32 protein-coding genes and 2 pseudogenes are annotated in these 26564 nt (G+C 68.6%); 19 read left to right on the top strand and 15 right to left on the bottom strand.

Annotated elements, in window-relative coordinates:
• Window positions 1–211 precede the first annotated feature (211 nt).
• The 4 genes from ACGFSA_RS21775 to modA form a co-directional block, all read right to left on the bottom strand.
• Window positions 212–631: a molybdopterin-binding protein gene (locus ACGFSA_RS21775; RefSeq protein ID WP_393306562.1), complete on the bottom strand. Its 420-nt coding sequence runs from the start codon at window positions 629–631 to the stop codon at window positions 212–214.
• 423 nt (window positions 632–1054) lie between these two features.
• Window positions 1055–2146, bottom strand: coding sequence for an ABC transporter ATP-binding protein (locus tag ACGFSA_RS21770; RefSeq protein ID WP_393306560.1), 1092 nt, complete (start codon window positions 2144–2146; stop codon window positions 1055–1057).
• Window positions 2147–2255: 109 nt separating this feature from the next.
• On the bottom strand, window positions 2256–3134 hold the full coding sequence (gene modB, locus ACGFSA_RS21765) for a molybdate ABC transporter permease subunit (RefSeq protein ID WP_393306558.1): 879 nt from the start codon (window positions 3132–3134) through the stop codon (window positions 2256–2258).
• Window positions 3131–3955, bottom strand: coding sequence for a molybdate ABC transporter substrate-binding protein (gene modA / locus ACGFSA_RS21760; RefSeq protein WP_393306556.1), 825 nt, complete (start codon window positions 3953–3955; stop codon window positions 3131–3133). The genes modB and modA overlap by 4 nt, the downstream gene beginning before the upstream one ends.
• Before the next feature lie 571 nt (window positions 3956–4526).
• On the opposite strand from modA, the gene ACGFSA_RS21755 reads away from it, so the two are divergent.
• Window positions 4527–4997, top strand: a complete 471-nt coding sequence (locus ACGFSA_RS21755) for a molybdopterin-dependent oxidoreductase (protein WP_393306554.1) — start codon at window positions 4527–4529, stop codon at window positions 4995–4997.
• Here the strand turns inward: ACGFSA_RS21755 and ACGFSA_RS21750 are convergent.
• Window positions 4954–5214, bottom strand: a pseudogene (locus ACGFSA_RS21750) (hypothetical protein); the annotation flags it as partial. The gene ACGFSA_RS21755 and the pseudogene ACGFSA_RS21750 sit on opposite strands and share 44 nt — an antisense overlap.
• Window positions 5215–5361: 147 nt before the next feature.
• Complete coding sequence (locus ACGFSA_RS21745) at window positions 5362–5757, bottom strand: molybdopterin-binding protein (protein ID WP_393306552.1); 396 nt, start codon at window positions 5755–5757, stop codon at window positions 5362–5364.
• A 549-nt stretch (window positions 5758–6306) separates the two neighbouring features.
• Here ACGFSA_RS21745 and ACGFSA_RS21740 point away from each other — a divergent pair.
• Window positions 6307–6558, top strand: coding sequence for a DUF6400 family protein (locus ACGFSA_RS21740; protein ID WP_393306550.1), 252 nt, complete (start codon window positions 6307–6309; stop codon window positions 6556–6558).
• Window positions 6542–6787 carry a hypothetical protein gene (locus tag ACGFSA_RS21735; RefSeq protein WP_393306548.1) on the top strand — a complete coding sequence of 82 codons (246 nt, stop codon included), beginning with the start codon at window positions 6542–6544 and terminating at the stop codon, window positions 6785–6787. Before ACGFSA_RS21740 ends, ACGFSA_RS21735 begins: the two co-directional genes overlap by 17 nt.
• Window positions 6788–6912: 125 nt before the next feature.
• Here the strand turns inward: ACGFSA_RS21735 and ACGFSA_RS21730 are convergent.
• The 3 genes and pseudogenes from ACGFSA_RS21730 to ACGFSA_RS21720 form a co-directional block, all read right to left on the bottom strand.
• Window positions 6913–7092 (bottom strand): annotated as a pseudogene (locus ACGFSA_RS21730) (arginine-ornithine antiporter); the annotation flags it as partial.
• Between the two features lie 94 nt (window positions 7093–7186).
• Window positions 7187–7519, bottom strand: a complete 333-nt coding sequence (locus ACGFSA_RS21725) for a hypothetical protein (protein ID WP_393306546.1) — start codon at window positions 7517–7519, stop codon at window positions 7187–7189.
• Between the two features lie 384 nt (window positions 7520–7903).
• Window positions 7904–8347, bottom strand: a complete 444-nt coding sequence (locus ACGFSA_RS21720) for a hypothetical protein (RefSeq protein WP_393306544.1) — start codon at window positions 8345–8347, stop codon at window positions 7904–7906.
• 211 nt (window positions 8348–8558) lie between these two features.
• Between ACGFSA_RS21720 and ACGFSA_RS21715 the strand changes: the two genes are divergently transcribed.
• Both ACGFSA_RS21715 and ACGFSA_RS21710 read left to right on the top strand, forming a co-directional pair.
• Window positions 8559–9020 carry an RNA polymerase sigma factor gene (locus ACGFSA_RS21715; RefSeq protein WP_393306542.1) on the top strand — a complete coding sequence of 154 codons (462 nt, stop codon included), beginning with the start codon at window positions 8559–8561 and terminating at the stop codon, window positions 9018–9020.
• A gap of 209 nt (window positions 9021–9229) precedes the next feature.
• Window positions 9230–9715 (top strand): hypothetical protein, encoded by a 486-nt coding sequence (locus tag ACGFSA_RS21710; protein WP_393306540.1) that lies wholly within the window; start codon window positions 9230–9232, stop codon window positions 9713–9715.
• Window positions 9716–9741: 26 nt separating this feature from the next.
• Here ACGFSA_RS21710 and ACGFSA_RS21705 read toward each other — a convergent pair whose 3' ends face one another.
• Together ACGFSA_RS21705 and ACGFSA_RS21700 are read right to left on the bottom strand one after the other, a co-directional pair.
• Entirely contained in the window at window positions 9742–10176 is a 435-nt protein-coding gene (locus tag ACGFSA_RS21705; protein WP_393306538.1) for a CBS domain-containing protein, read from the bottom strand.
• A 213-nt stretch (window positions 10177–10389) separates the two neighbouring features.
• Window positions 10390–10689, bottom strand: a complete 300-nt coding sequence (locus tag ACGFSA_RS21700) for a hypothetical protein (protein WP_393306536.1) — start codon at window positions 10687–10689, stop codon at window positions 10390–10392.
• Between the two features lie 729 nt (window positions 10690–11418).
• On the opposite strand from ACGFSA_RS21700, the gene ACGFSA_RS21695 reads away from it, so the two are divergent.
• The 6 genes from ACGFSA_RS21695 to ACGFSA_RS21670 are packed head-to-tail and all read left to right on the top strand — an operon-like array spanning window position 11419 to window position 17068.
• On the top strand, window positions 11419–12156 hold the full coding sequence (locus tag ACGFSA_RS21695) for a DUF1684 domain-containing protein (RefSeq protein WP_393306534.1): 738 nt from the start codon (window positions 11419–11421) through the stop codon (window positions 12154–12156).
• Window positions 12157–12203: 47 nt separating this feature from the next.
• The gene (locus tag ACGFSA_RS21690) at window positions 12204–13721 is read left to right on the top strand and encodes an ABC transporter substrate-binding protein (protein WP_393306532.1); all 1518 of its coding nucleotides are present in this window, start codon (window positions 12204–12206) and stop codon (window positions 13719–13721) included.
• Window positions 13721–14686, top strand: coding sequence for an ABC transporter permease (locus ACGFSA_RS21685; protein WP_393306530.1), 966 nt, complete (start codon window positions 13721–13723; stop codon window positions 14684–14686). Before ACGFSA_RS21690 ends, ACGFSA_RS21685 begins: the two co-directional genes overlap by 1 nt.
• Complete coding sequence (locus ACGFSA_RS21680) at window positions 14683–15510, top strand: ABC transporter permease (protein WP_393306528.1); 828 nt, start codon at window positions 14683–14685, stop codon at window positions 15508–15510. The genes ACGFSA_RS21685 and ACGFSA_RS21680 overlap by 4 nt, the downstream gene beginning before the upstream one ends.
• Window positions 15507–16304 carry an ATP-binding cassette domain-containing protein gene (locus ACGFSA_RS21675; protein ID WP_393306526.1) on the top strand — a complete coding sequence of 266 codons (798 nt, stop codon included), beginning with the start codon at window positions 15507–15509 and terminating at the stop codon, window positions 16302–16304. The genes ACGFSA_RS21680 and ACGFSA_RS21675 overlap by 4 nt, the downstream gene beginning before the upstream one ends.
• Complete coding sequence (locus tag ACGFSA_RS21670) at window positions 16304–17068, top strand: ABC transporter ATP-binding protein (RefSeq protein WP_393306524.1); 765 nt, start codon at window positions 16304–16306, stop codon at window positions 17066–17068. Before ACGFSA_RS21675 ends, ACGFSA_RS21670 begins: the two co-directional genes overlap by 1 nt.
• 129 nt (window positions 17069–17197) lie before the next feature.
• Here the strand turns inward: ACGFSA_RS21670 and ACGFSA_RS21665 are convergent, their stop codons facing one another.
• Both ACGFSA_RS21665 and ACGFSA_RS21660 read right to left on the bottom strand, forming a co-directional pair.
• Window positions 17198–17896 carry a response regulator gene (locus ACGFSA_RS21665; RefSeq protein ID WP_393306522.1) on the bottom strand — a complete coding sequence of 233 codons (699 nt, stop codon included), beginning with the start codon at window positions 17894–17896 and terminating at the stop codon, window positions 17198–17200.
• Window positions 17893–19491 (bottom strand): ATP-binding protein, encoded by a 1599-nt coding sequence (locus ACGFSA_RS21660; RefSeq protein ID WP_393306520.1) that lies wholly within the window; start codon window positions 19489–19491, stop codon window positions 17893–17895. The genes ACGFSA_RS21665 and ACGFSA_RS21660 overlap by 4 nt, the downstream gene beginning before the upstream one ends.
• Before the next feature lie 218 nt (window positions 19492–19709).
• On the opposite strand from ACGFSA_RS21660, the gene ACGFSA_RS21655 reads away from it, so the two are divergent.
• The 6 genes from ACGFSA_RS21655 (at window position 19710) to ACGFSA_RS21630 (ending at window position 24502) form a co-directional block, all read left to right on the top strand.
• Window positions 19710–20525 carry an ABC transporter ATP-binding protein gene (locus ACGFSA_RS21655; RefSeq protein ID WP_037693453.1) on the top strand — a complete coding sequence of 272 codons (816 nt, stop codon included), beginning with the start codon at window positions 19710–19712 and terminating at the stop codon, window positions 20523–20525.
• Window positions 20515–21378 carry an ABC transporter permease gene (locus ACGFSA_RS21650; RefSeq protein ID WP_393306517.1) on the top strand — a complete coding sequence of 288 codons (864 nt, stop codon included), beginning with the start codon at window positions 20515–20517 and terminating at the stop codon, window positions 21376–21378. Before ACGFSA_RS21655 ends, ACGFSA_RS21650 begins: the two co-directional genes overlap by 11 nt.
• Window positions 21379–21423: 45 nt before the next feature.
• Window positions 21424–22461 carry an ABC transporter substrate-binding protein gene (locus ACGFSA_RS21645; RefSeq protein WP_393306515.1) on the top strand — a complete coding sequence of 346 codons (1038 nt, stop codon included), beginning with the start codon at window positions 21424–21426 and terminating at the stop codon, window positions 22459–22461.
• 353 nt (window positions 22462–22814) lie between these two features.
• Window positions 22815–23279, top strand: a complete 465-nt coding sequence (locus ACGFSA_RS21640; RefSeq protein WP_393306513.1) for a hypothetical protein — start codon at window positions 22815–22817, stop codon at window positions 23277–23279.
• A gap of 84 nt (window positions 23280–23363) precedes the next feature.
• Entirely contained in the window at window positions 23364–23873 is a 510-nt protein-coding gene (locus ACGFSA_RS21635; RefSeq protein WP_393306511.1) for a DUF664 domain-containing protein, read from the top strand.
• 389 nt (window positions 23874–24262) lie between these two features.
• Window positions 24263–24502 (top strand): DUF6296 family protein, encoded by a 240-nt coding sequence (locus ACGFSA_RS21630; RefSeq protein WP_393306509.1) that lies wholly within the window; start codon window positions 24263–24265, stop codon window positions 24500–24502.
• A 361-nt stretch (window positions 24503–24863) separates the two neighbouring features.
• On the opposite strand, the gene ACGFSA_RS21625 is transcribed toward ACGFSA_RS21630, so the two are convergent.
• Window positions 24864–25106: a hypothetical protein gene (locus ACGFSA_RS21625; protein ID WP_393306507.1), complete on the bottom strand. Its 243-nt coding sequence runs from the start codon at window positions 25104–25106 to the stop codon at window positions 24864–24866.
• Between the two features lie 124 nt (window positions 25107–25230).
• On the opposite strand from ACGFSA_RS21625, the gene ACGFSA_RS21620 reads away from it, so the two are divergent.
• The gene (locus ACGFSA_RS21620) at window positions 25231–25434 is read left to right on the top strand and encodes a hypothetical protein (protein WP_393306505.1); all 204 of its coding nucleotides are present in this window, start codon (window positions 25231–25233) and stop codon (window positions 25432–25434) included.
• Between the two features lie 88 nt (window positions 25435–25522).
• Here the strand turns inward: ACGFSA_RS21620 and ACGFSA_RS21615 are convergent, their stop codons facing one another.
• Window positions 25523–25714, bottom strand: coding sequence for a DUF6381 family protein (locus ACGFSA_RS21615; protein ID WP_358862302.1), 192 nt, complete (start codon window positions 25712–25714; stop codon window positions 25523–25525).
• A 148-nt stretch (window positions 25715–25862) separates the two neighbouring features.
• Here ACGFSA_RS21615 and ACGFSA_RS21610 point away from each other — a divergent pair, with 148 nt between their 5' ends.
• Window positions 25863–26558 (top strand): ribonuclease H, encoded by a 696-nt coding sequence (locus ACGFSA_RS21610; protein ID WP_393306503.1) that lies wholly within the window; start codon window positions 25863–25865, stop codon window positions 26556–26558.
• Window positions 26559–26564 lie beyond the last annotated feature (6 nt).

The raw sequence follows: 26564 nt of genomic DNA, 5'->3' as shown, positions 1-26564 counted from the left end.
GCAGCGCATGCGAAGGCCCCTGCACCGGCCGGACGGACAAATCAGGGCAAGACGCCGGACCAGCGGGACCCATCAGGTCGCAGACGAATCGAGGTGAATGCCTGAAGTGAGCCGGATCCGCCGGCCCTGATCGGGGAAAGGCGTCGGACCACGTACCGGAATCGGTGCGGGGTCGAATTGTGTGCCGGCGGATCGACTGCGTACGGGTGAATCACACGGCGGCGAGGGAGATCTCGGTCGACTTGATCAGGGCGACGACGGAGGAGCCGCGGGTCAGGTCCAGGTCGGTGACGGCGTCCTTGGTGATCGCGGCGGTGAGTTCGCCACCCGGGACGGTGACCTTGACGGAGGCCATGGCACCGCCGGTGGCGACGTCGCCGACCGTGCCTGGGAGTTGGTTGCGGATGGACAGTCCCTCGACCGCGGCGGTGGCGAGGGAGACCTCGGTGGACTTGACCAGGGCGCGTACGGCGGAGCCCTCGGCGAGGCCGAGTTCCTTGACGGCCTCCCGTGTGATCGCCGCGATGATGTCCTGGCCGCCGTCCAGGCGGACCTTGACGGTCGCCATGACCTCGCCCGGAGTGATGGCGGTGACATTGCCGGGAAGCTGGTTGCGGATACTCAGGGTCATGATGGACGCCTCGCAGGAAAGGTGTGGAATGTCAGGGTTTGAGCCTGTGGTGGGCCTCACCGTAGTCGTGTGGGGCGGTGGCCGTATTGCGGCCCGTCGCATCCGCCAGGTGGTGGAGTGGGAGTGCCTGGCAGGTCGGGGCTGCCCGAAAGTCACGGATGTGCCGGGCTTTAGAGGAGCTCACAAAACGGGCGCCCGGCTCGCGGCGTCTGGCACGCACGCTCGCTGCGTTACCGAAAGGCCCTAGTAGCTCCTTCCCCAAGCTCTCAGCTTCGTTCGAGCAGGGGAGACCCCATCCGAGGACCTTCCAGCGCCTTGCGATCGCACGCACCAGACGCCGTGAGCTGATCGGACTCCCATTTTGTGAGCTCCTCTTATCCCCGGCATTCGGGGCTTCCGGCCCCGGCCGGGGCGAGCGCTGCGTCAGGCTGGGTATGCGTGCGTCTGTGCGGCCTTGACCGTGGCCCAGACCGGGGCTCCCGGATGGAGGTCGAGTTCGGCTGCGGCGACCCTGGTCAGGTCGGCGGCGAGGGGGAGCTCGCCGGTGAGGTCCGCGCGGATCTGGTCGCCGTGCGTTTCGAGTCCGGTGACCTCGCAGTGCCACAGGTTGCGGGCGCTGGAGCCGGTGGGCCGGTCGCGGTGGAGGGTGACCGCGCCGGGCGGGAACGCGACGAAGGCGGGGCCGGTGAGATCCTCGGTGGTGGTGATCGCCGGGCCGGAACCGAGCCGTACGGTGTGCCCCTCGGCCAGCCCCTTGTAGAGGTTCAGGCCGACCAGTTGGGCGATGTAGTCGGTACGCGGATGGCGGGCGATGCCGGAAGGGGTGCCCTCCTGGACGACCCGGCCGTGCTCGATGACGACCAGCCGGTCAGCCAGCACCATGGCGTCCAGCGGATCGTGCGTGACCAGCACGGCGACCGCCTCGAAGTCGGCGAGGTGGCGGCGAAGTTGGGCGCGTACGTCGAGGCGGGTGCGGGCGTCGAGCGCGGCCAGCGGTTCGTCGAGCAGCAGCAGCCGGGGGTGGGTGGCCAGGGCGCGGGCGAGGGCGACGCGCTGGGCCTGCCCGCCGGAGAGTCGACGGGGTTTGGCGCCGGCGTGGTCGGCGAGGCCCATGCGGTCCAGCCACTCGGCGGCCTGTGCGCGTGCCTCGGCCTTGGACACGCCCTGGCAGCGGGGGCCGAACGCGATGTTGTCGAGGGCGGAGAGGTGCGGAAAGAGCAGGTAGTCCTGGAAGACGACGCCGACCGGACGGGACTCGGGCGGCGTACGGTCCAGCGCGACGCCGTCGAGGCGCAGATGACCGCCGGTGAGCGGGGTGAGGCCTGCGAGCGCGCGCAGGGCGGTGGTCTTGCCCGCGCCGTTGGGCCCGAGGAGCGCCACGACGTCGCCGGGCGCGGCCGTCAGCGCCACGTCGAGATGGAAGAGGCCGTGGTTGACGACCAGATGGGCGTCCAGGCCCGCAGCGGATGCGTCCGTGGCGGGGAGGCCGCCCGTGGCGTCGTCGATGTCCGTCATGAGGGGTTCGTCCAGCGGTTGCGCGGTGAGGGAACAGGAAAGGACGCGCCGGCGCCTCGGCGCCTCGGCGATCCGGGGCGGACTACGAGTGGCTCACGGGCGGTTCGGGTCATGAAGCCGTCATCCAACGGTCCCGCAGTCCGGCCAGGACCGCGATCGATACGGCGAGCAGGACCAGGCTCAGCGCGATGGCGGCGGCCGGGTCGTTCTGCAGGGCGAGGTAGACGGCCAGCGGCATGGTCTGCGTACGGCCGGGAAAGTTGCCCGCGAAGGTGATCGTCGCGCCGAACTCGCCGAGCGCGCGGGCCCACGCCAGCACGGAACCCGCTGCGATGCCCGGCGCGATCAGCGGCAGGGTGACCCGGCGGAACGCGGTGAAGCGGGAGGCGCCCAGCGTGGTGGCGGCCTCCTCGTACCGGGGATCGGCCGCCCGTAGCGTGCCCTCCACGCTGATGACGAGGAACGGCATCGCCACGAACGCCTCCGCGACCACCACCCCCGTCGTCGTGAACGGCAGCGTGATCCCGAAGACCGAGTCCAGCCACTGCCCCACGACACCGTTTCGCCCCAGCGCCAGCAGCAGTGCCACACCACCCACCACCGGCGGCAGGACGAGCGGCAGCGTCACCAGGGCCCGTACGAAACCCCGCCCCGGGAAGTCCGTGCGCGCGAGAAGCCAGGCCAGCGGCACGCCCAGCACCAGGCTCACCGCGGTCGCCGCGGTCGCGCACACCAGGGACAGCTGAAGGGCTTGCCACACCTCCGTGCTGGTCAGCTGGTCCGGCAGGCTGCGCCAGGGAGCTCGTACGAGAAGGGCGATCAGTGGCAGCGACAGAAACGCCAGGCCGACGAGGGCGGGCAGCAGTAGAGGCAGAGGCGCCCTGCCCCGGGCGTCCGCGCGGACGCGCCGGCGCCGCAGCCGGCCCTCGCGGGCGTCGCCACCCATGAGGAGCTCGTCCGCGGCGCCGGACTTGTCCAGCTCGGTCACGGCTTGAGGAACCCGGCCGCCGTCAGGACCTTCTGGCCCTCGGCGGACTGCACCAGCGCGATGAACGCCTTCGCCGCGTCGGCGTTGGGCGCGTCCTTGAGCAGCGTGATCGGGTAGTCGTTGATGGCCTCGGCGGATTCGGGGAACTCCACGCCCTCCACCTTGTCCCCCGCCGCCTTCACATCGGTCTTGTAGACCACGGCGGCGTCGGCCTCCTTCAGCTCCACCTTGGTCAGGGCGCTCTTGACGTCCTGCTCGTACGAGACCGGGGTGAGCTTGAGCTTGCTGGCCTCCAGCGCCTTCTGTGCGGCCGCCCCGCACGGCACCGTCTTGTCGCACAGCACGACCTTCAGGCCGGACTTGGTGAGGTCCTTGAGGGAGGAGACCTTGTCGGGGTTGCCCGGCAGGGTCACGATCTCCAGCTGGTTGCGCACGAAGGTGGACGGCGTGCCGACCGAGCCCTTCGCGTCGGTGACGATCCCCATCGTCTTCGGGCTGGCGGCGGCGAAGACGTCGGCCGGGGCGCCACCGGTGATGCTGGCGGCGAGGGTGTCGCTGCCGCCGAAGTTGAAGGTGACCTTCGTACCAGGGTGGGCCTTCTCGAACTCCTTGCCCAGGCTCGTGAAGCTCTCCTTGAGCGAGGCGGCGGCGAAGACGGTCACCGTGCCGGAGAGCTTCTTCGACGAGCCCGTGGACGCCGAGGAGTCCGGCTTGGCCGAGGAGTTGTCGGCCGAGGAGCAGGCGCTCAGTGCCAGCAGCGCAGCGGCGCCTGCGCCGGCCACCTGCAGGGTCCGGCGGGTCCGGCGTGCGGAACGGGTCATCACGGGGTCTACTCCCTCTGGTTTCTTCCGGAAGAGTCCGTCGGACTCTTCCACGGTCTCTCGACGACCACGTTGGTCGACTTGATCACGGCAAGCGCCGGAACGCCGGGTTCCGACGTCAGTTCCTCAGCCGAGTCCCGGCTGACGATGGACACCGCCCGGAACGGCCCGGCCTGGATCTCCACCCGCGCCGACACCTCTCCGGGATCACGTCGGTGACGGTCCCGGGGAGGCGGTTGTGCGCCGAGGATCCGATGGGCGTCCGCTCGGCGCGGCGCAACTCCCGGGCGAAGAAAGCCGGTTCAGGCCCGCGGATCATCCGCCGGCCCAGCTCGTCACGTTCGGCCTGCAGTGTCCCGGCCCCGACCCGGCGCCGCAGTGTGTCGGCGCTGACATCAAGGCGGCTGCTTCCCCGATCCGGTAGGTGTGCATCTGCAGATCATACTGCCGCAGATACGAGGTGGAAGCCCCCCGTGGCATCGCATGAGCTGGACTGTCTATGAGTGATGGTGGGCATGTGCGTTTATACGGGATCGCTGCTCGGGTATCGACATCCGGGAGGTGGTAGCCCGTGAGTCATTCCCTTCCGGCCGCCGATCCGGTGGCCGAGGTCGCCCTGACCGGCGACCTCGCGCGGCCGGCCCGGCTGACGGTGCCCGACCTGCTCGCCTGGCCCCAGCACCGGGTGCAGGTGAGCTTTGAGTGCGCCACCAGCGGCGTCCAGCACCATCGCTTCGCAGGACCGTTGCTGCACGATGTCCTGTCCGAGGCCGGCCCCGCCTTCGACCCCGCCCGGCGCAAGGACCGCCTGCGCTTCCTGATCGCCGTGACGGGCGCGGACGGCCACCATGCCGTCCTGTCCTGGGCGGAGATCGACCCCGACTTCGGCCGTGCGTCCGTCCTGCTTGCGGCCAGCATCGACGACACCCCGCTCGACGGGGCCGGCCCCCAGCTCGTGCTGCCGCGGGACCGCTGCGGCGCCCGGCACATCAGCGGCATCAGCGCGATACGCGTGGACGGCGGCTACACGGCGTGGACGTGACACCGGCGAGACGAATCCGGTGGGGGCTTCGGCAGTTCCATGAGGGGCTGCTCGTTCTCGGCGGATGCGCAGCCGCCACGCCCGCCGCATCCAGGGTCGGCCACACCCGGTCGCGGGTCGGCGGAAACTCCGTGAAGCGCACGCCGGTGACGTCCCGCAGGGCGTTCGCGAAGGCCGGGGCGACGGGGTCGAACAGGCTCTCGCTCATCGACTTCGACCACCGCGCCCTGCAACGGAGTTGAGGAGGCGCGACATGACCATGGTGCTCTCCGTGCCGTACGGCGACGGCGGGGCATTTGTCGGTGCGGGGTGCACTCCTGCTCGGTGAAGGTGTGACCCACGGCCGCCGCCCGTACGTGTTCGCTCAGGTGCGGTCGATGTGCACGTTCGTCGACTTCACACGGGCGGTGGCCTCCACGCCGACCTCCAGGCCCAGCTCCTCCACGGCCTCCCGGGTCAGCAGCGAGACCAGCCGGTGCGGCCCGGCCTGGATCTCCACCTGGGCCGCGACATCGCCGAGCTTGACGGCGGTGACGATGCCCGGAAACGAGTTGCGGACGGAGGTGTATGAGGCGTCCTCCTCGCCACCACCGGTCCTGGCGACCTCGATCGAGAAGGCGGCCAGGTCCTTGCCGTCGATGAGCCGGCGTCCGCCCTTGTCGCGATGCGTGGCCACCCGGCCGGCGTCCGCCCACCGCCGCGCGGTATCCGGGCTCACGCCCAACAGGCGGGCTGCCTGCCCGATTGTGTAGGATTGCATACGCGTCAAGATAGATACATATTCCTTGCATATGCAAGCTCTTGCCCGAGGTGGAGTTGGCATGTGCCGCACCATTTGAGTGGGCTGCGGCGTCCAGCCCCGGCGGGGGTGCGGTCGTGAAAGTCTAGTAGGGCCATGCCTGGTGGCGTCGTACGCGGGGCTGCCTCGGGGAGGGGTGTCGGCAGGTGGGCAGGCGCCGGCCCCGGGCTCCGCACTCGGTGCGCGGCCGGGCGCCGTACCGAGGGCCTTGACCGCCGGGCCGCGATGCGACAGCACCCCGGCGGACCCGGCCCGTCGGGCCCGCCTCTCCAGGGCCGGGCGCGGTCCATTCCGTGAGGCAGGCCATGAAGTACGTCACAGTGCCGTGCCCGGACCGTGTCTGCCGTCGGGGTTTGGCGCCGGCAACACCCCACCCCTGTCAGCCGATCCGAGGATTCCTCGCCGATGGGCCGGGTGCCGCGTTGCCCCAGGGCAACTTAGGTCACCCTTCCCCGTTGCTGTGGTCGCCTGGTACATGTGGGATTCCACCAGCGCATCGGAAGTTTCGCCATGAACAAGGAAGATCCCACCGATCTCATACCCTTCACGATCGATCTGACCTTCGATGAGGCCCGGCGACGGGCCGAGGTCGTGGCCGCCCTCGGGCCCGACTGGGACCCGGTCAGCGTTCTCCAAGGCGAGGACGAGGCGTACACACTCCTCTACTCGGGCCTGGACGCCGAGCAGCAGCGCACCTACGACCTGCTGGTGGCGGCCGGTGTCCTGCCAGGTAGGGAGCCGGGCCGTGAAGCTTCCCATTGACCCGCAGGCGGACGTCGCCCGCCGCGCCTGGATGGCCTGCCCCGTCTGCGACGACGCCCGCCATTGTGGGACCTGCGCCGACCGCCGTAACTGTGCTGATCACTGGCGCTATTTGATATCCACCAAGGGGCCGGTCGTTCACCTTCAGTGTCCGCAGTGCACGCACATGTGGTCGGTGAACACGCGGCCTGGCGTCACCTGCCGCGACGACAGCGCCCCCGGCTTCTGACCGACGGCGCGCCGAGCGAAAAGTCGCAGCTCGCTCGGGTTCTTCGAACGGCGGCGGCTGGGGGGAGGATCGACTGACACGGCAGACAGCCGCTTGGGGAGATCGCCGCAGTGTGGCCGAGCGGCGCAAGGCCCGGGCCGCACCCCGAACGCCGGGAAGAAGCCGAGGTATTCACCGAAGCCGGCCTTGGCGTAGGCGTAGACGCACGCGTCGAGGTCGGGCCTGCGGACCGCGAGGGACTGGAACACGAAGGACGCGGTCGGCACGCCGGCACCTGCGATCGCCCCTGAGATCAGCGCGCCGGCGCAGAGGGGGCATGCCGATGAAAGGGGAAGGCGCCCCTCGGGGCGTGTCCGAGAGGCGCCATGGCGGATGGCCGGTCAGGGGATGGGAGAACCGTCAGGTCCAGAGCCGGTACGTCACTACTCTGGGCATCTCCGACGGCCTGCTGTCGGTGAAGACGAGGCGGAGCTGGGTGTAGTGCTGTTGGTGAGGATGCTTCTTCAGCGGCTCCGAGCGGTCGAGCCTGACGGTCACGGGGTAGGAGTGGAACGTGCCGGCGGCGCAGAACGGCCGGCAGTCGTTCACTACGTTGAGCCCGCGGCCCGCGGCGAAATTCGGTTTCCAATCCGACCACCGGAGTGCGGTGAGGATGCTGTTGCCATCCCCGCAGGCGATCAAGAACTCGTTCGGGCGTACCTGAGGATGCGAGAAGCAGTCGACGATCACCACGTCGGCGGGTGACCGTGTCCTTGTGGAAGCGGATGCCGGGGCGACCACCGTTGCGAGCGATGCCGCGGCACAGATCAATACCGCTGCCTTCAGCTTGTGTCTCTGCATGTCCGCTCCCAGCCGTCTCTCTCCGAGCCCATCTGGCCTTACCTGTACCGCCTGGTCCGCCCCGGGGCGCGATCCGCGAATCCTGAGCAGACACCGCACGGGGCTGCCGGCCCCTTCTCAACGGTTGTTCCGGTATCGACGCTACGACCGCGTTCAGGGGCGCACCACCCACACAGGTAACAACTTCGCAAAGCAGCAGAATTATGCACATCTGCACGTGTGCGAGCGGAGTCTGTGAAGGCGTCGGAGGTGACGAAACGGGGGCTGTGTCCCCGATTACGGCAACCGCGCCGGTGGAGCCTTCATGCGGGGAGCTTCTCGGAGCCGCAGATCCGCAACCCGCCCGGCGCCGCCCTCCTTGAGCCAGGCCAGAAAGGTGAGAACGAAGATGCCTTCCACCACCAGGGACAGGACGCCGTACGGCGGCTCCCAGCCGGCTTCGCGATAGTCCGGCAACCCGACGGTGCGGGACAGCAGGAATCCGATGATCATGCCGATGCTGGCAGCTGCCCCGATCAGCCAGACGCCGACCGGTTGCCTCTGAAGGACGAGCCCCGAGGCGACGCAGAGCATCACCACGCTGCCGACCAGGAACAGGATGCCGATGTAGGGCATCTCCGCCAGGTGGGAGGGGACCAGCGAGAGATGGATCACCGCATTGGCCAGGGCGCAGAACGCCGCGGTCCCGCGCAGTGCGAAGTGGATCGTGCGAGACGTCATCACGACTCCAGGGGTCCGAGGCGGCCGACGCCGCCGTGCTTCTCACGGGGGCTGCGGACCGGGCCACGCCGGGGCGCTTCCGGTGCCCGCCAAGCCTTCCGGTCCTGGAACCGGTCGGCCACTGTCGTTCGTAAGAACGTGCCTGTGTTACCTACGGTGCTGCCGGGTCAAGGGTTCATGATCGGCCCGGTCCGGGTTCGGGTAGGTCGACGTGGCCGTCGCTGTGGTCGGAGACGTCCAGCTCGCCGAGGACATCGCTCAGCAGACCTTTGAGCGCGCCTGCCGGCACGCTCAGGTCTACGACCCGCGCCGGGGGTCGGTGCCCACCTGGCTGGCGGCCATCGCGCATGACCTTGCGATTGACGCCGTATGCGCCCGCAAGGCCACTCCAGTCGACCCCGCAGACCTGGAGAACATGATGGAGACCGTCACCAGCACGCCGGAGCGGCAGGCGCTCTCCGCCGAAGCCGCAGCGGAGCTGCGTCGAGCGGTTGCCGCGCTGCCGCGCGATCAGGCACGTGCTCTGGTGATGGCCGGCATCTACGGGATGACGGCTCAGCAGGTCGCCGATTTCGAGAAGATCCCGCTCGGTACCGCCAAGACCCGGATCAGGGCAGCCATGGGCAAGCTCCGCGCGTCCCTCGCGAGCAGGCAGGCGGACCATGATGACTGAGACCCGTGGATTCAGTTGTGAGCAGCTCCGGGAGATCGGTGCGGAGCTGGCGCTCGGCGTTCTGGCGGCCAAGGAGCGGGCCGGGGCAATGGACCACCTGGAGCACTGTCCCGATTGCCGCGAATACGTCCACGAGCTGGTGGCCGCGGCGGACGCACTGCTGGATCTTTGTCCCGGGAAGCGAACCGCCGGTCGGCTTCGAGGACAGGGTGATCGACCGGCTGGGACTGCCCTCCGGGCGGCGGCCGCCCCGGCGCGTACGGTGGCGGCGCTTCGCCCTCGCCGCGGCGGCAGCCGCGGCGGGCCTTGCCCTCGGTGGCGGTGGTTGGGTGCTCGGCGCATCCGTCGGCCGTCCGGCCCCGGTCGCGCCGATCGTCACTCCGGCTGCGCCGCAGCTGCTCACCGCCCGACTCGCCCACGGGAGCGAGTCACGCGGACAGGCTTACCTCTACACCGGAGCCTCGCCCTGGCTGTACATGGCGGTGGACGCCGAAGGGCACTCCGGCACCGTCCGGTGCGAGCTGCACCGGGCCGACGGCTCCACCGTCCGGGTCGGTTCCTTCGCCCTCAGCAAGGAGGGTTACGGCGCTTGGGGCGCGCCCTACCCCGCCGGAACGGCGCCGGTCACCGGCGTCCGTCTGCTCACCGCTGACGGCTCGGTGCTCGCCGCCGCCACCTTCGGACAGTCCCACTGACCGCACGTCCAAGAGCCCGACAGGCTCTAAGCGGTCGCGTACACGCGGCTCGCGAACTCGGCGATCTGTGCGTCGCTCAGGTTCTTCGCGAGATTGGCCTCCGTGATCATGCCGACCAGGCGGTGGCCGCTCTGGACATCGATCACCGGCAGCCGCTTGATCTGATGTTCCTCCATGGTCGTCAGGACCTCAGAGGCATCCGCTTCGGCATCGATCCAGTGGACCTTGGCACTGAGGGACCCGGCCTGCACGGTCGCTGGGTCGACGCCCTCGGCGCAGCACGTGATGACGATGTCACGGTCGGTGATCAAGCCGGTGAGCCTGTTGTTGTCGCCGCAGATGGGCAGACAGCCGACGTTGAGATCGCGCATCATCTTCGCCACATCGAGCAGCGACTGGTGCGCACCGACGCACTGTACGCCACTGGACATGATGTCTCGCGCTCGCAGCTTGGCAGCCATGATTTTTCCTCCGTCCTCCACAGCCTTTCCCCTCCGTCGATCACAACACGAATGGCTCGGTGTCGCTCCCCGGATGCGTCGGTGAAGCAGCGGATCCCGAATCGGCCGCGACGGGGCACGGATCCGGGCGCTCGGGCAACCCGTCGTGTGCCGTCGCCCGTGACTGCCGGCCCGGCGACTGTGCGGCGCGGTCGACATCCGGACCGCTGACCGCTATGGCTCCACGTGGCCGAATCCCACCTCGAAGTGCTCGACCGAGACAATCCGTTGGCCTTCCCTGTGGGCGATTTCCTCGCGGAGTCGGGTGGCCCGGTCCTCGCTGGCCCGCATGGCCTGCTCGTCATGCCACAGGGTCAGGGACGTGGCCTTCCCGGAGGCTCGGTCGACGAGGTAGTACATGCCCCGGAAGCCGGAAACTTCCCGGATCTGCTTGAGAATCGCTTCCCAGTTCGCGGTCAGGTTTCCCTCCGCGGGAACCGGTGAACCCTGATAGGTGCTCAGCCTCGCGAACATGGCTGCCACCCCTTTCCTGCCCGGCTGCCGGTCGAGGGGACAAGCAGCCTCAGGACCAGCGTGCTCCGGCAGGCCGCACGCCGCATGCCGAGCAACGCTCCCATGTGTCCACCGACTCGGCGGGGCGCTTCGTACGGTGCGAGATGTGCGCCCGGCTGCGAACCGGTGGTGACGGCATGCCTGACGCCCCTCGAAAGGCGTGTCTCCCGGGCGGGGGACTGCCTCTCGTTACGCTCGTAACCCTTTGCCTGCGTTCCCGGCCCGCACGAGAGCCGCACGCACCGAACGGCTCTCCTGCCTCCAAGGAGTTCCGCAGCAAGCTTCTTGATGGTGCGTCAGGTGGTGGTGCGATCCGCATCGGCAGGAACGCCGGACGGAGTGACGTCGCACCCGGCTGGGCCGCAGGGGATAGCGGGACCCCGGTCGGGGTGGACGCGGAGACGACGGCGGGCGGCCGGCATGTTCGGCCTCGACGAGGGTGGGGCTCCGGTCACCCTCGGTGTGCGCGCTGTCGATTCGGTCGGCCGGGAGGCCGACTGCGACATCGGCAGCGGTTCGGATTTGATACCTGCCTGCTGATGGCCGGGCTGACCTGCGGCTCCCGCCCCGGTCTCACTATGCAGTCCAACTTGACATTAGCTCGCCTTATGGAAGATAAAGAAGGTCCTTTGGGCTGAGCTTCACGCAGTGTGACATTTGACGTGTGGCAGTCAGCGATCGTCTACGTGAATGAGTAAAGCCGTGTCCCACGCCGCCGTCCCGGATCAGCCGACCGACCCCGCCGCGGACTGGGAGGCATGGCGCGCCGAGCGGCGCCGCTCGGTCACGTCGCCCGCGGGGAACCTCGCTCTCGTCGAGACCCGCTGGGCCCCCGCCGGTGAGCGCCCCGACCTCGATGCGGCACGTGCCGGACAGCCGGAGACGGTGACGGTCACCACAGTCGAGCGCACCGACTTCGTCACCGGCGACCCCGAGCACGGTCTGCGCTTCTGGGACGCGCAGTCGCCCGCGATCCAGAACTTCGATCGCACCGATGTCTTCCCGTACGACCCGGCCTGGGTGCTGGAGGCCTCGTACACCCCGGTGCCCGGTGCCCGGCGGGTCGGGTTCGAGCACATCCGGGACAACGGTGGCACCCGTGACCTCGCCGTGCCCGGAGACATCGTGCTCACCCTGGACGGCCGGGACTACACGCTGAGCGCCTTCGACGACGACGGCACCCTGCTGCTCGTCTTCGGTGACCCCACCAACGGCGACACCACCTACGGCGCCGGGCGCTTCCTCTTCGTCACCCACGTCGGCGAAGGCCGTGTCCTTCTCGACTTCAACCGCGCCTTCGTGCCGCCCTGCGGATTCTCCGACCAGTACAACTGTCCGATGCCGCCGCGGCAGAACCGTTTCCACCTGCCCGTCGAGGCCGGCGAGAAGCGCCCCGTCTTCCGCGACGGCTTCCTCGCGCAGCACTGATCACCCCCTCGCACTCCCGCCTCGCAGCACGAAAGCGCGTACTCCTGATGAGCATCAAGAAGACCTCCCTGTACGGCGGCGCCACCGCCGCTGCCCTCGCCCTGACCCTCACCGCCTGCGGCGGGGGCTCGGGCGGGGGCGGCGCGGCCGCAGGGGCGTACGACAAGAACGCCACGGTCAACATCGGTTCGCTCTATGAGCCGCAGAATCTCGACAACACGGCGGGCGGCGGCCAGGGCGTCACCGAGGCACTCAACGGCAATGTGTACGAAGGGCTGTTCAAGCTCACCGACGACGGCAAGGTCGAGAACCTGCTCGCCCAGGACTACAAAGTCAGCGACGACGGACTCACGTACACCTTCACCCTCCGCGACGGGGTGAAGTTCCACAGCGGCAAGAAGCTCACCAGCCAGGACGTCAAGTACAGCCTGGAGAAGGTGATCGCCAAGGACTCGCAGTCCGCGCGCAAGAGCAATCTCGAGGTCATCAAGTCCTTCGAGACACCGGACGCGCGCACGGTGAAGGTCCAGTTGTCGAAGAAGTCCATCTCCTTCGTCTACAACCTCTCCTACGTGTGGATCATCAACTCCGACGCGAAGAGCCTCAAGACGAGCGAGGACGGCACCGGCCCGTACCGGCTGGACAAGTGGACCCACGGCTCCGCTCTCAGCCTCGACCGGTTCGCCGGCTACTGGGGCGAAGCTGCCAAGAACAAGCAGGTCGTCTTCCACTACTACAAGGACGCGACCGCTCTGAACAACGCGCTCCTGACCAACGCCGTGGACGTCGTCACGAGCGAGCAGTCGCCCGACGCCCTCGACCAGTTCAAGAGCAACCAGAACTACAAGGTCAACGACGGCAATTCGACGACCAAGCTGCTCCTCGCCTTCAACGACAAGGCCAAGCCGTTCACGGACGTCAAGGTCCGCCAGGCCGTCTCCGCCGCCATCGACGACAAGAAGCTCCTGGAGTCGGTCTGGGGCGGCTACGGCAAGCTCATCGGCTCGATGGTGCCGCCCACCGACCCCTGGTACGAGGACCTCACCAAGGTCAACGGCTACGACACCGCGCGCGCCAAGAAGCTGCTCGCCGAGGCCGGATACCAGAACGGCTTCACCTTCACCCTCGACACCCCGAACTACGACCCGCACCCGACCGCGGCGACCTTCATCAAGTCGCAGCTCGCCAAGGTCGGCATCACTGTCAAGATCAACACGATCACGCCGGACGAGTGGTACACGAAGGTCTACAAGAACCACGACTTCACGGCCACGCTCCAGGAACACGTCAACGACCGCGACCTGGTCTGGTACGGCAACCCCGACTTCTACTGGGGCTACGACAACAAGCAGGTCACGAAGTGGGTCGAACAGGCCGAGCAGGCCTCCGGCACGGCTGAGCAGACCGAGCTGCTGAAGAAGGTCAACCGCCGGACCGCCGAGGACGCGGCCAGCGACTGGCTGTACCTGTACCCGCAGATCGTCGTGGCGAACAGCAAGCTCTCGGGGTACCCGGTCAATGGTCTCAACTCGCAGTTCTTCGCCTACGGCATCGAGAAGGGCTGATGGCACGGTATCTCCTGCGCCGTCTCGCCTTCCTGCTGGTGTCGCTGGCGCTCGCGAGCGTGGTCCTGTTCGTGCTGCTGCGGATGCTGCCGGGCGACCCCGCCAACGCGCTCACCTCGGTGGGCGCCAGCCCCGAGCAGATAGCGGCGGCGCGGCACTCCATCGGCTCCGACAAGCCGCTGCCCGAACAGTTCGTCCACTGGATCGGGCAGTTGGCGAGCGGTGACCTCGGTACGTCGTTCGTCAGCTCGCTGCCGGTCGCGCCCGAGGTCGGCTCGCGGCTGAACGTCACCATCCCGCTCACGCTCACCGCGTTCGTCCTGGCCGTCCTCATCGCCGTCCCGGTCGGCTTCGTGGCTGCGCACCGGCGTGGGACCTGGTACGGCGCGCTGCTCGGTGGTGTCTCCCAACTGGGCATCGCCGTGCCCGTGTTCTGGCTCGGGATGATCCTCATCGACGTGTTCGCCCTGAACGCCGGCTGGCTTCCCGCAGGCGGTTTCCCGCAGGACGGCTGGTCGCAGCCGGCCGAGGCGATCCGCTCACTCGCCCTGCCCGTCATCACCATCGCACTCGTGATGAGCGCCTCACTGATCCGCTACGTCAGGTCGGCCACGCTCGACGTACTGGACAGCGACTATCTGCGCACCGCGCGAGCCCTGGGCTCGTCGTTCGGGCAGGCCATGTGGCGGCACGGGCTGCGCAACGCCTCGGTACCGGTGATCTCGATCCTCGGCATCGAGCTGGCGTCCACACTGCTGGGCGCGGTGGTCGTGGAGTCGGTGTACGCGCTTCCCGGGCTCGGCTCCCTGCTCGCGACCGGCATCGCACAGCACGACTATCCGGTGATCCAGGGCGTGCTGTTCGTCTCCACGCTCGCGGTGCTGATCATCGGCTTCGCGGCCGACTTCGTGCAGCGGATCATCGATCCGCGGCTGCGGGGCAGGCTCTCGGGAGGTACCCGATGAAGCAGTCGACGAAGCGCTCGTACACCTTGAGCGTCGGATGCGTACTGGCCGGCCTGATCGCTCTGCTTGCGCTGGTCTCGGCCTTCTGGGTCCCGTACGCCGCCGACGACACGTCCGGCGGACGGCTCACGGGCCCCGGCGCGGGACATCTGCTGGGCACCGACAAGCTCGGCCGCGATCTGTTCACCCAGCTGATGACCGGCTCCCGGGTCGCCTTCGAGGCGGGCCTGGGCTCGGTTCTCATCGCGGCCGCGGTCGGCGTCACGCTGGGGGTGCTGGCCGCGTTCGCCCAGGGCTGGCTGGATGACACGCTCTCCGCGTTCCTCGACATCCTGATCGCCTTCCCGACGCTGCTGCTGGCGATGCTCATCGTCGCCGCCCACTCGGCCACACTGGGGTCGGCCGTGCTGGCGATCGGCCTCGCGCAGAGCGCGGTCGTGGGACGGCTCGTGCGGATTCTGGTCAAGCGGGTGCTGGCGCAGGACTACATCACGGCCGCGCGCACGTCCGGCACGTCGTGGCCGCGGATCGTGGCCGGGCATGTGCTGCCCAACATCTGGCCGACGCTCGTGGTGAACCTGGCCCTTCAGTTCGGACTCGCGGTGCTGGCCGAGGCCGGCCTGTCCTACCTGGGCCTGGGGGCGCCCCCGCCCAACGCCTCGTGGGGCCGCATGCTCCAGGAGGCGCAGGCCACCTTCACCACGGCCCCGGCGGGCGCACTGGCACCCGGCATCCTGCTCGTCCTGCTCGTCATCGGCGTGAACCTCATCGCCGACGGACTGCGCGACACCCTCGACCCGGCGGCCCGACGGAGGAGCGCATGAACATCCTCGACGTACGCGACCTCGCGATCCGTACGGCCGACGGGCGCATCCTCGTCGATGGCCTTTCGCTGACCATCGCTCCCGGCGAACGACTCGGCCTCATCGGAGAGTCGGGATCCGGGAAGTCGCTGACCACCCTCGCCGTGCTTGGCCTGCTGCCCGACGGCATGACGGCCACCGGCAGCGCCGAACTCGCCGGCACCCAGATCGTGGGCGCGAGCGAGAAGCAGCTCACGGGCGTACGCGGCCGGGACGCCGCCATCGTCTTCCAGGAGCCGCTCACCGCACTCGACCCCCTGATGCGCGTCGGCAGGCAGATCGCCGAACCGCTGGGCAGAGGGCGAGGGCTCAGGGGCGCCGGGCTGAAGCGGGCCGTCGTGGAAGCCCTGGAGCAAGTGCGGCTGCCCGAGCCCGACCGCATCGCCCGCGCCTTCCCGCACGAGATCTCCGGCGGGCAGCGGCAGCGCGTCGCGCTCGCCATGGCCCTGGCCTGCGACCCGAAGCTGCTCATCGCGGACGAGCCGACGACCGCGCTCGACGTCACCGTGCAGTCCGACATGCTCGACCTGCTCGACAGCCTCGTCCGGGAACGGGACATGGCCGTCCTCTTCGTCAGTCACGACCTCGCGGTCGTCTCCAAGGTCACCGATCGCGTCCTGGTGATGAAGGACGGCCGCGCCGTGGAGGAGGGCGACGTCCGCACGATCGTGCGGGAGCCGCGTGAGGAGTACACCAAGGCGCTGGTGGCGAGCGCGCGGCAGCTGGAATCGGCTCTTGACCTGAGGAACGCGTGATGACGCCCGTACTGGAGCTGAACGGAGCCTCCTTCGCCTACCGGGGACACACCGCGCCCGTCGTCGAGGACATCTCCTTCGCCGTTGAGAGCGGGCACAGCCTTGCCCTCGTCGGCGAATCGGGAGCGGGCAAGACGACTCTGCTGCGGCTGCTGCTCGGGCTCGCCCGGGCGACCTCCGGCACCGTCCGGTTCGACGGCGACGAGCTGAAACCGCGCGATCGCGAGCAGATGCGGCGTTTCCGGCGCAGTGTGCAGTGTGTCTTCCAGGATCCGTACTCGTCGCTGGACCCGCGTCGGCGCGTCGGCAGCATCGTGTCCGAACCACTGCGTTCCCTCGGTATCGACAGCCGAAGCACGGCCGCGCCCAAGGTGGCCGAAGCCCTGGAACGGGTAGGACTCCCGGCCGACGCCGCCGAGCGCTATCCGCACGAGTTCTCCGGCGGCCAGCGCCAGCGCATCGCGATCGCCCGCGCGACCGTGTGCGACCCACGGGTGCTGCTCGCCGACGAACCCGTCAGCGCACTCGACGTCACGACCCGGGTCAAAGTCGTCGACCTGCTGAACGAGTTGAAGCAGGAGCAGGGCCTGACTCTCGTCATGGTCTCCCACGACCTGTCGGTAGTGGCCTCGCTGTGCGAACGCACCGCCGTCCTGGAGCGCGGCCGCATTGTTGAACAGGGCGAAACCGGACAGGTGCTGGGTGCTCCCTCGCACCCGTACACACGTCGCCTGGTCGACAGCGTGCCGCGCCTGCCCGCATGACCGGTGGGCCCGATCACGAGGTTCCGGTATCGCCTCCGCTGACCAGGTCCTGTCCTGCCGATCTTCGTGGGCACCGCAACCACCCCGACTGCTGCTGGTGGTGCCGTATGCCTCGGCGCCGCACGGTCCTCAGCTCACCCTGGCCCACGCGTAGCGGTGTTCCGGTCGGCCGGTGTCGCCGTACTTGAGACTGAGTCTGATGCGACCCGCACCCTCCAGATACTTGAGGTATCGCTGGGCCGTGGAGCGGCTCAATCCGGCGCGGACAGCGACCTCGTGTGCCGACAGCGGTTCGTCGGCTGCCGACAGGACGTGGCGGATGACGTCGGCGGTGGGCGCGGAGTGCCCCTTGGGCAGGCCGGCTGCGGCAACGGCCTGCGGAGTGCGAAGCGCCCCGAAGATCTGGTCGACCTGCTCCTGCCCGGCCTCGCCCCGGCCGCTGCCCACGCCTTCGAGAGTGCGGCGCAGGGAGGCGTAGCTCTCCAGCTTGGACTTCAGACCGCCGAAGCTGAAGGGCTTGACCAGGTACTGCAGGGCGCCGTAGCGCATGGCGGTCTGCACAGTCGTGACATCCCGAGCGGCCGTAACCATGATCACGTCTGCCGTGTGGCCGCGTTGGCGAAGCCGCCGTACGAGCGTCAGTCCCGTCTCGTCCGGAAGATAGTGATCGAGCAGGATGAGGTCGACATGTTCGCGCTCCAGCACGGACAGTGCCTGCGCGGCGGTGTGCGCGCGAGAGACGACCCGGAAGCCGGGCACCTTGGCCACGTACGCCGCGTTGATCTCGGCCACACGGAAGTCGTCGTCCACCACGAGGACGTCGATCATTGAAACTCTCCCACTTCGGTCAGCTGCCGGACGGCGAGTGTCTCGGGCAGGACGACGGTGAAGACCGCGCCACCGCCGGCCCTGGCACTGACGCGGGCCACGCCGCCGTAACGCTCCGCGAGACGGCGTACCAGTGCCAGGCCGAGCCCACGGCCCCGATGCGCGGGGGACTCCTTGGTGGACCAGCCCTCGGTGAAAATCTGTTCGCGCAGATCGGGCGCTACGCCAGGGCCGTTGTCGCTGACCCGCAGGACCGCTGTGGTGCCCTCCGCGAAGAGCTCGACTTCGATGACGGAAGCGACGTCCAGTGCGTTGTCGATCAGATTGCCCAGGACGGTCACCAGATCGCGCGGGTCCACCACCACGTCGGGGATCAGCGTGCCCGGGGAGATGCGCAACGACGTGCCCCGCTCCGCCGCGATGGCCGACTTGCCCACCAGCAGAGCGGACAGCAGGGGGTCATTGACGCGCTCCGCGACCTGCTCCGCCGACGCCCGCTGACCATGGGCCACCTCCGCGACGAACTCCATCGCCGCGTCGTGCCTCCCGAGTTCCAGCAGCCCGAGCAGGGTGTGGAGCCGGTTCGCATGCTCGTGGTCCTGGGCGCGGAGCGCGTCGAGAAGGCCGTGCGTGGAGTCCAGTTCACGGCCGAGCAGTTCCAGTTCGGTGCGGTCGCGCAGGGTGACCACGGCCCCGCCGTCACCGGTCGGCATGCGGTTGGCGATCAGCACACGTCCCCTGCAGACGGTGAGCAGGTCCGCGCCGTCGACCTGCCCTGCCAGCACCTCTGCCGCACGGCCTGGGGGCAGCACCTCGCCCAGCGCACGTCCGACGGCGTCCTGGGTCAGCTCCAGCAGACGCTGCGCCTCGTCGTTCAGCAGACGGATCCGGCCCCGGGCATCGAGGGCGAGAACTGCTTCGCGGATGCTGTGCAGCATGGCCTCGCGCTCGTCCAGCAGCGCCGAGATGTCGGCGAAGGCCAGTCCGTGCGTGCTGCGCTGCAGGCGTCGCGAGACGGCCAGGGCAGCCAGCACACCTGCGGCGAGCGCGGCCCCCGCGTAGAGCAGAAGTCCGGGAATGGTTCCGAGCAGCCGCTCGCGGACGCTGTCGTAGGCCATGCCCACCGAGACGGCACCGACGATGGTCCCGCGACTGTCGCGGAGGGGGACCTTCGCGCGCGCGGAGCGGCCCAGGGTTCCGTTGTCGATCTGCATGATTTCCCGGCCGGCCAGGGCCGTGCTGGGATCGGTGGAGACGTGCTTGCCGATCTGTCGGGTGTCGGTGTGCGACCAGCGGACCCCGCGGGTGTCCATGACCACGATGTAGAGCGCATCGGTGGCCTGCCGGATCCGCTCTGCCTCGGCCTGTACCGGACCGCTGGGGCTGGGGTCGGTGCTCGTCAGGTGGTGCACCAGTCCGGGTTCGGCGGCAGTGGTCTGGGCGATGGACAGGGCCTGATGCATCGCCTGGTCGTCCAGCTGATGGCTGAGCGGGGCAAGGAAGAGCCCGGTGACGAGCATGACCACCCCGGTTGTGATCGCCACCTGTGTGAGCAGGACCTGCGCGAAGACACGGCGGGGCCAGTGTATCCGCATGCGTTCGCCCTCTGCCCTTCCGTCAGCCTGGAACCGGAAGCTCCGTTTTACCTTGTGTGAACGCAACGTAAACGCCGCTGCCGCCTCTGACTAGCCCTCGTAGCGCTTTCGTTCTGCGAGCGTGAGCAGAACGAGCAGAACCGCGGGTTATAGGCAGAAGCCGGAGTTGTGAGCGCAAGGGTGCCGCCGTGCCCGGGACACGCCTAGCGTCCCGCCCCATGAACAGCGAAACAAGCCCCGCCATCGAGCTGCGGGGGGCGAGCAAAGCGTTCCGGACTCCGTCGGGGGCGCTCCATACCGCCGTACGAGATCTGGACCTCACGATCGGACGCGGTGAGTTCGTCGCCGTCGTGGGACCTACCGGATGCGGCAAATCGACCACGCTGACCCTGGTCAGCGGCCTGGAGGAGCCCACCGAGGGCGAGGTGCTGGTGGCCGGCGAGCCGGTGCGCGGCATCGGCGACAAGGTCGGCTTCGTCTTCCAGCAGGATGCGGTCTTCCCCTGGCGCACCGTGCTCTCCAACGTGATGGCAGGTCCCCGCTTCCGGGGCGTGCCGAAGCCCGAGGCGAAGGAGCGCGCCCGGGAGTGGCTCGCCCGAGTCGGCCTGTCCTCCTTCGAGGACCGCTATCCCCACCAGTTGTCCGGGGGGCAGCGCAAGCGTGTCGCGCTCGCGGCCACCTTTGTCAACGATCCCGAGATCCTGCTCATGGACGAGCCCTTCTCCGCACTTGATGTGCAGACCCGGGCCCTGATGTCGGACGAACTGCTGGAGTTGTGGGCCGGGACCGGCGCCTCCGTCGTCTTCGTCACCCATGACCTGGAGGAGTCCATAGCGCTGGCCGACAAAGTCGTGGTCATGACCGCGGGTCCGGCCACCGTCAAGGAGGTCTTCGAGATCGACCTGCCCCGCCCGCGCAAGGTCGAACAGGTGCGTCTGGAGCCCCGGTTCCTCGAGATCTACCGGGAGATCTGGTCCTCGCTCGGCGAAGAGGTTCGCATCACCCGCGAGAGGGGTGCTCTCCATGTCGCCTGAATCCATCACCGCGAGCGCCGTCGTGACCAAGACCGAGCGGACCCAGGCCAGAGCGCGGGCCAGCCGCAACCGCAAGTTCCTGGTGCTCGGCAGCCGGATCGCACTGCTCTTCGCGGTCATCGGGTTGTGGGAGTGGCTGGCCCGGACCGCGGTCATCGACCCGTTCAACTTCTCCATGCCGTCGAAGATCTGGGACCAGATCCGCACCTGGGTCGTCGACGGCACCGCTCAGGGCTCCCTGTGGGAGCAGATCTGGTACACGCTCTACGAAGCGCTGCTCGGCTGGATCATCGGTGTGATCGCCGGTGTGCTGCTCGGTATCGCGCTGGGCCGGATCCGCTTCGCCGCCGATGTCCTGGGCCCGTACATCAAGGTGCTCAACGCCCTGCCGCGCATTGTGCTCGCCCCGATCTTTCTGATCTGGTTCGGCCTCGGCCCCGCCTCGAAGGTGGCCTCCGCGGTCGTCCTCGTGTTCTTCCCCGTCTTCTTCAACGCCTTCCAGGGCGCCAGGGAGGTGGACCGCAACCTCGTCGCCAATTCCCGCATCCTGGGGGCCAGTAACCGCCAGGTCACCTTCCAGGTGGTCATCCCCTCGGCCACGTCATGGATCTTCACCAGCCTGCACGTGAGCTTCGGCTTCGCACTCATCGGCGCCATCGTCGGCGAGTACATCGGCGCCACCAAGGGTCTCGGGCTGCTGGTCGCCGCTTCCCAGGGCACCTTCAACGCCGCCGGTGTCTATGCCGCCATGGTCATCCTGGCGATCGTCGCGCTGCTGGCCGAAGGGTTGTTGACCTTCCTTGAGAAGCGGCTCTTCCGCTGGAAACCCGCTGACGCCGACACCGCACGCTGACACCGCCCGCCATCCCCATTGCTTCTTCACAAGGACGTGAAACTGATGCGTAGATACACCCGGATCTCGGCCGCCGCCGTCGCAGGCGCACTCGCCCTGACCACTCTGACCGCATGCGGCGGAGACTCCACTTCCGCCTCCGGCGACAAGAACGTCAAGGTCAAGATCATGGTGGGAGGCCTCGACAAGGTCATCTACCTGCCCGCGATGCTCACCGAGCGCCTGGGCTACTTCAAGGACGAAGGGGTCTCGGTCCAGCTTCTGACCGAGCCCGCGGGCGTCCAGGCCGAGACGGCCCTGGTCTCCGGTGATGTGCAGGGCACCGTCGGCTTCTACGACCACACCCTCGACCTTCAGGTGAAGGGCAAGCAGGTCGAGTCGGTCGTCCAGTTCTCACAGGCTCCCGGCGAAGTCGAGATCGTCTCCAACCAGGCAGCGGGCGACATCAAGTCGGCGAAGGACTTCAAGGGCAAGAAGCTCGGAGTGACGGGCATCGGCTCCTCGACCGACTTCCTGACGAAGTACCTCGCCGTCAACAGCGGTGTAGAGACCAGCCAGTTCACACCCGTCGCGGTGGGAGCGGGGCAGACCTTCATATCCGCCCTCCAGCAAGGCTCCATCCAGGGCGGTATGACCACCGACCCGACCGTCGCCACCATCCTGGACAAGAAGCTCGGCAAGATTCTCATCGACATGCGCACCCCGGAAGGTTCCAAGCAGGCGCTCGGCGGGCTCTACCCCTCCTCCAGCCTCTACATGCAGACCGAGTGGGTGAACAGCCACAAGGAGACCGTCCAGAAGCTGGCCAACGCCTTCGTCAAGACGCTGAAGTGGATGTCTACGCACAGCGCCGACGAAATCGCGGCCAAGATGCCCGCCGACTACGCGCAGGGCGGCGGCACGGCTCTCTACGCGCAGGCCATCAAGAGCACGCTGCCCATGTTCACCACGGACGGCGTCATGCCCCCGGACGGACCCGCCACCGTCGAGCGTGTCTTGAAGTCCTTCAACCCGAACCTGAAGGACGCCAAGGTCGACCTCGACAAGACCTACACCACCGAGTTCGTCAAGAACGCGGGCTGACCACACGCGTCGATCGCGCCTGCGCACCGGCGGGCCGGCGGGCCGGCTCGCCGGTAAGTCCCGGTGCGCAGGCGCCTCCGGCTCATGCGGCGACCTGAATGACGTACCCATTGGTCGGCGGAGCTCCCGAACTCGAACGACCCGCCTCGGCGGACACGTCGTTCCCCCGGGGGCTCCGCTTTCCCGCGAACGGCGGAACGCGCGACTCGCGGCCGAAGCGACACCGACGCGCGCCCGGGCAGAGGCGGCGTGCGTGATCCAGCACCGAGAGGCAGGACCTCTCCGCGAGGCGCCTTTGCCGCCTTCTGGCTAAGGTCGACGAGGGGCCGAGTAGCTGATCGACGGAGGCACCCATGATCATGAAAGTGGAAACACGCGATGTGGCCCCGCGCCTTGCCACTGGCGCGTTCATCCTGAACTCAGGGTTGAGCAAACTGAAAGCGGACGAGGAGACGGCCGCGGGCGTGCACGGCACGGCCTGCGTGGCCTATCCGTTCCTGAAGAAGTTGGACGCACAGCGCTTCACCCGGCTGCTCGCCTGGTCGGAGATCGCGGTCGGCGGAACACTGCTTGCTCCCTTCGTTCCGACCCCACTGGCCGGGCTTGCTTTGACTGGGTTCTCCGGCGGGCTGGTCGGCCTGTACATCCAGATCCCCGGAATGCGGGAACCCGGCAGTCTGCGACCTACGCAGATCGGCATCCCGCTGGCCAAGGACTCCTGGATGCTGGGGATGGGGATCGGCTTCCTGGGCGCGGCTTCACGCTGGGGAGGCGGGTGCACGACCCGGCGCCGGCGGCGCCGGTGCGGACGGCACTGACGGGACGGCCGACGCCGGACCGGCGGTGCTCATCGCCGCGTGTCGATGGCAGGACCCGGGTGCGGGAGCGGCGATGGTGGTCGCATGAAAAGCGCGGACCTTTTGGCGGATGCGTTCACACGAGTCCAGGAATCGGTGCACTCGGCGGTCGAGGGTCTTTCCGTCGACGACCTGCACGTGCGGCTCGACGAGGGCGCCAACTCGATCGCATGGCTGGTGTGGCACCTCACCCGGATTCAGGACGACCATGTCTCGGACGCGTTCGATGTGGAGCAGGTCTGGTTCTCCCAGGACTGGGCCGCCCGATTCGACCTGCCTTTCGAGAAGGGAGCCACCGGGTACGGGCACAGCAGTGAACAGGTCGCGTCCGTGCAGGTGGGTTCGCCCGAACTGCTGCTCGGCTACCACGACGCGGTCCACGAGCGGAGCGTCGAATTCATCCGTGGGCTCGACGCCAGGTCCCTGGACCGCATCGTGGACGAGGCCTGGTCGCCGCCGGTCACCCTCGGCGTCCGGCTGATCAGCGTCATCGCGGACGACCTGCAGCATGTCGGCCAGGCCGCATTCGTCCGGGGCTCGCTCGAGCGTCGGTAGAACCGGACACCTACGGGCCGGCTGCCCAGGTGTCCTGCGACCGTGCGCTCGGCCGACCGTCATGGTGACGGGTGCGGTGTGGACCCACGCGCAGCCGTCGGCCGCGGTGCCGGCCGCCTGTGAAGCCGCCCCTTCGCCGGCATCCATGCGGTGACTGGCGTCGGTCGGCGCTGACCAGTCGTCTTTCACCGCAGGAACAGCCTGGACAACGTTCCGCTCCTGATCAGCGGTCCGGGTCCTTCACCGGCGGTGAGGCACTCCAGGACTCCGCGGCAGGCCGACTCCTCGGCCACGACGGAACCGCCCTGAGGCACGTTGCCCTGCTGTGGGCGACAATGGAAGACGCAGACAGGACACTCGCAGCCGCCGATTCTGGTCCGGAGCCACCCATGGATTACCCGGAATGTTATGAGCTGGTATTTCAGGCGTCCGCCGTCGAGGACGACGCCGTGATCGTTCGGCGCACCGCGAAAGAGGGGGCCGGCGGCTACCCCATCTACGAGGACGAGACGGGAATCGTCCGCGCGGAGATCAGCGAGCTCGGTGAGGTACGGATGCTGGCCAGCGGTGGACACCAGGTGTTTGGAACACCGCAGGTCCGCGCGGTCACCGAGCACACCGAGCCCTGAGGAGACCGCGCGGCCTCGACTGGCCCGTGGACCTCACACCGTTCCTGTCCAGTGCGCATGAGTGAGTCCTGGACCCACTGCTGTGTACTGGGCGCATCCCGAACGGTGTTGGATGCGCTGGGTTCCCGCTTTCGCGTCCCGTTCGGTGACGGCTCTCCAGGGGGCCGGTCCGTCGCGGGTGGGCGGGACCGTCTCGGGGGCCGGGCCAAGGAGAAGATCCGCTGCACGCTGCCGGTCATGGACTGAGCGTCCGCTCCTCGGTGGGGAGCTGGTTGCCGTGCAGGCCCAGCGGCACGCGTACGAGGATGCGGACCCGGGCGGCCGGACCCGATCCCGGGTTGTCGGCGTGAGTGACGAGCAGTCAACTGTGCGCCTCCGTAAGGTCGGTGGCGTAGGCCATCCGGTAGCCGTCCCCGTCGGATCCGTGCCCCACGGCGGGGGCGAAGACCGGTTCGCCGACCGACAGGTCGCCGGCCCGCCGCAGCACCGAGGTTCCGGTGCCGTCCTCGGTGTCGTACCAACAGCGGATCGCGTCGTATTCACCGGGCAGCAGGTCGACCTCGTCGGTTCCGGGGCGACGGCGAAAGACGTTGCTGAGGATCAATCAGATACCCGTCGGTCCAGGGGAGTTCGATGTGCGAGTCATCCAGTTGCGTACGGTGCATCGTGCCGCCGGACGGATCGATGACCGCCGGCACCGGACTGCCGGTGTCGTAGGCGTTCACCGTGTGCCGGAGCCAGAATGCCTTGCCCGGGGCCTGGTGTTCGCGGTCTGCGCGACCCTCGGACCGATCGCGGCCCCTATGGCGTCCGGGACGGACCGGCTCAACTGGATCATCCCCGTCGCCCTGCTGGTTCCGGCGGTCCGCTTCACCCGGTGCTACCCGGAGTACGTGAAGCAACGCGCAGCCACGGCACGTGTCGGGGTCTGAATCGTGGCCGAACGGAAGCTAGGCCGATGGCCTGCCACTCACTCATGGAAGAGCGGCAGACCATCGACCGTTCACGTGGTGGGGCTGCTTACTTGGGCCGGCGCGTGTCGCCGGAGCCCAGGTTGCCGAGCTGCTCGCTCTGCTCCTGCAGCTTCCGCGCCTTCTCCTGGAGCCGCTGACGCTGCTCCGGGTCGGTCGCGCGCTCCGCGGCCTCGGTCAGATGCCGGGCCTTGTCGCGCATCTCCTGGGCGCGGCCACTGGTTTCGCCTGCAACGCTCATCGTCACTCCTAGGACGGTAGGGAAGAGCGGGCTCATTCAGGGAACCAGCGTCCGGCATTCACCGCATTCCGAACCGTTACGCTGCGTTACCGGCCGTCCGTGGGTCCGTGGGTCCGTGGACCGGATCGGCGCTGGCATGATCAAGGGTATGAACGAGCGCATCATCGCCGCGTGTGACGGGGCATCGAAGGGGAATCCGGGGCCTGCGGCCTGGGCATGGGTCGTGGCCGATGCGCAGGGGACTCCGCAGCGTTGGGAGGCGGGGCCGCTGGGCACCGCGACCAACAACGTCGCCGAGCTCACCGCACTCCAGTCGCTGCTGGAGGCCACGGATCCGGCCGTGGAGACCGAGGTCAGGATGGACTCGCAGTACGCGATGAACGCGGTGACGAAGTGGCTGCCGGGGTGGAAGCGCAACGGCTGGAAGACCTCGGCCGGCAAGCCCGTGGCCAACCAGGAGCTGGTGGTCCGCATCGACGATCTGTTGAGCGGCCGGACCGTCCGCTTCGTCTATGTGCCGGCCCATCAGGTGGACGGGGATCCGCTCAACGCCCTTGCCGACCAAGCGGCCGGCGAGGCCGCCGTGACGCAGCAGGCGGCTGGCACGGTGCACGGCTCCCCGCCGCCGACGCCCGCACCGGCCAGGACGTCCGAGAGCCGAAGCAGCGGCGCGGCGGCGAAGAGGAAGACGGCGGGCGCGGCACGCCCCGCGCGCACCGGAGGCACCATCCGGGCCAAGTTCGCCGGGCGTTGCCACTGCGGAAAGCCATACGCGGCGAAGGACGTGATCGCGAAGAATCCGCACGGATGGGGCCACCCGGAATGCAGGTCCGCGCCCGCCTGAGCCGAC

This window comes from Streptomyces sp. NPDC048496 (assembly GCF_043200055.1).
Classification (GTDB): domain Bacteria; phylum Actinomycetota; class Actinomycetes; order Streptomycetales; family Streptomycetaceae; genus Streptomyces.
This window is presented reverse-complemented; position numbering and strand designations above follow the sequence as displayed.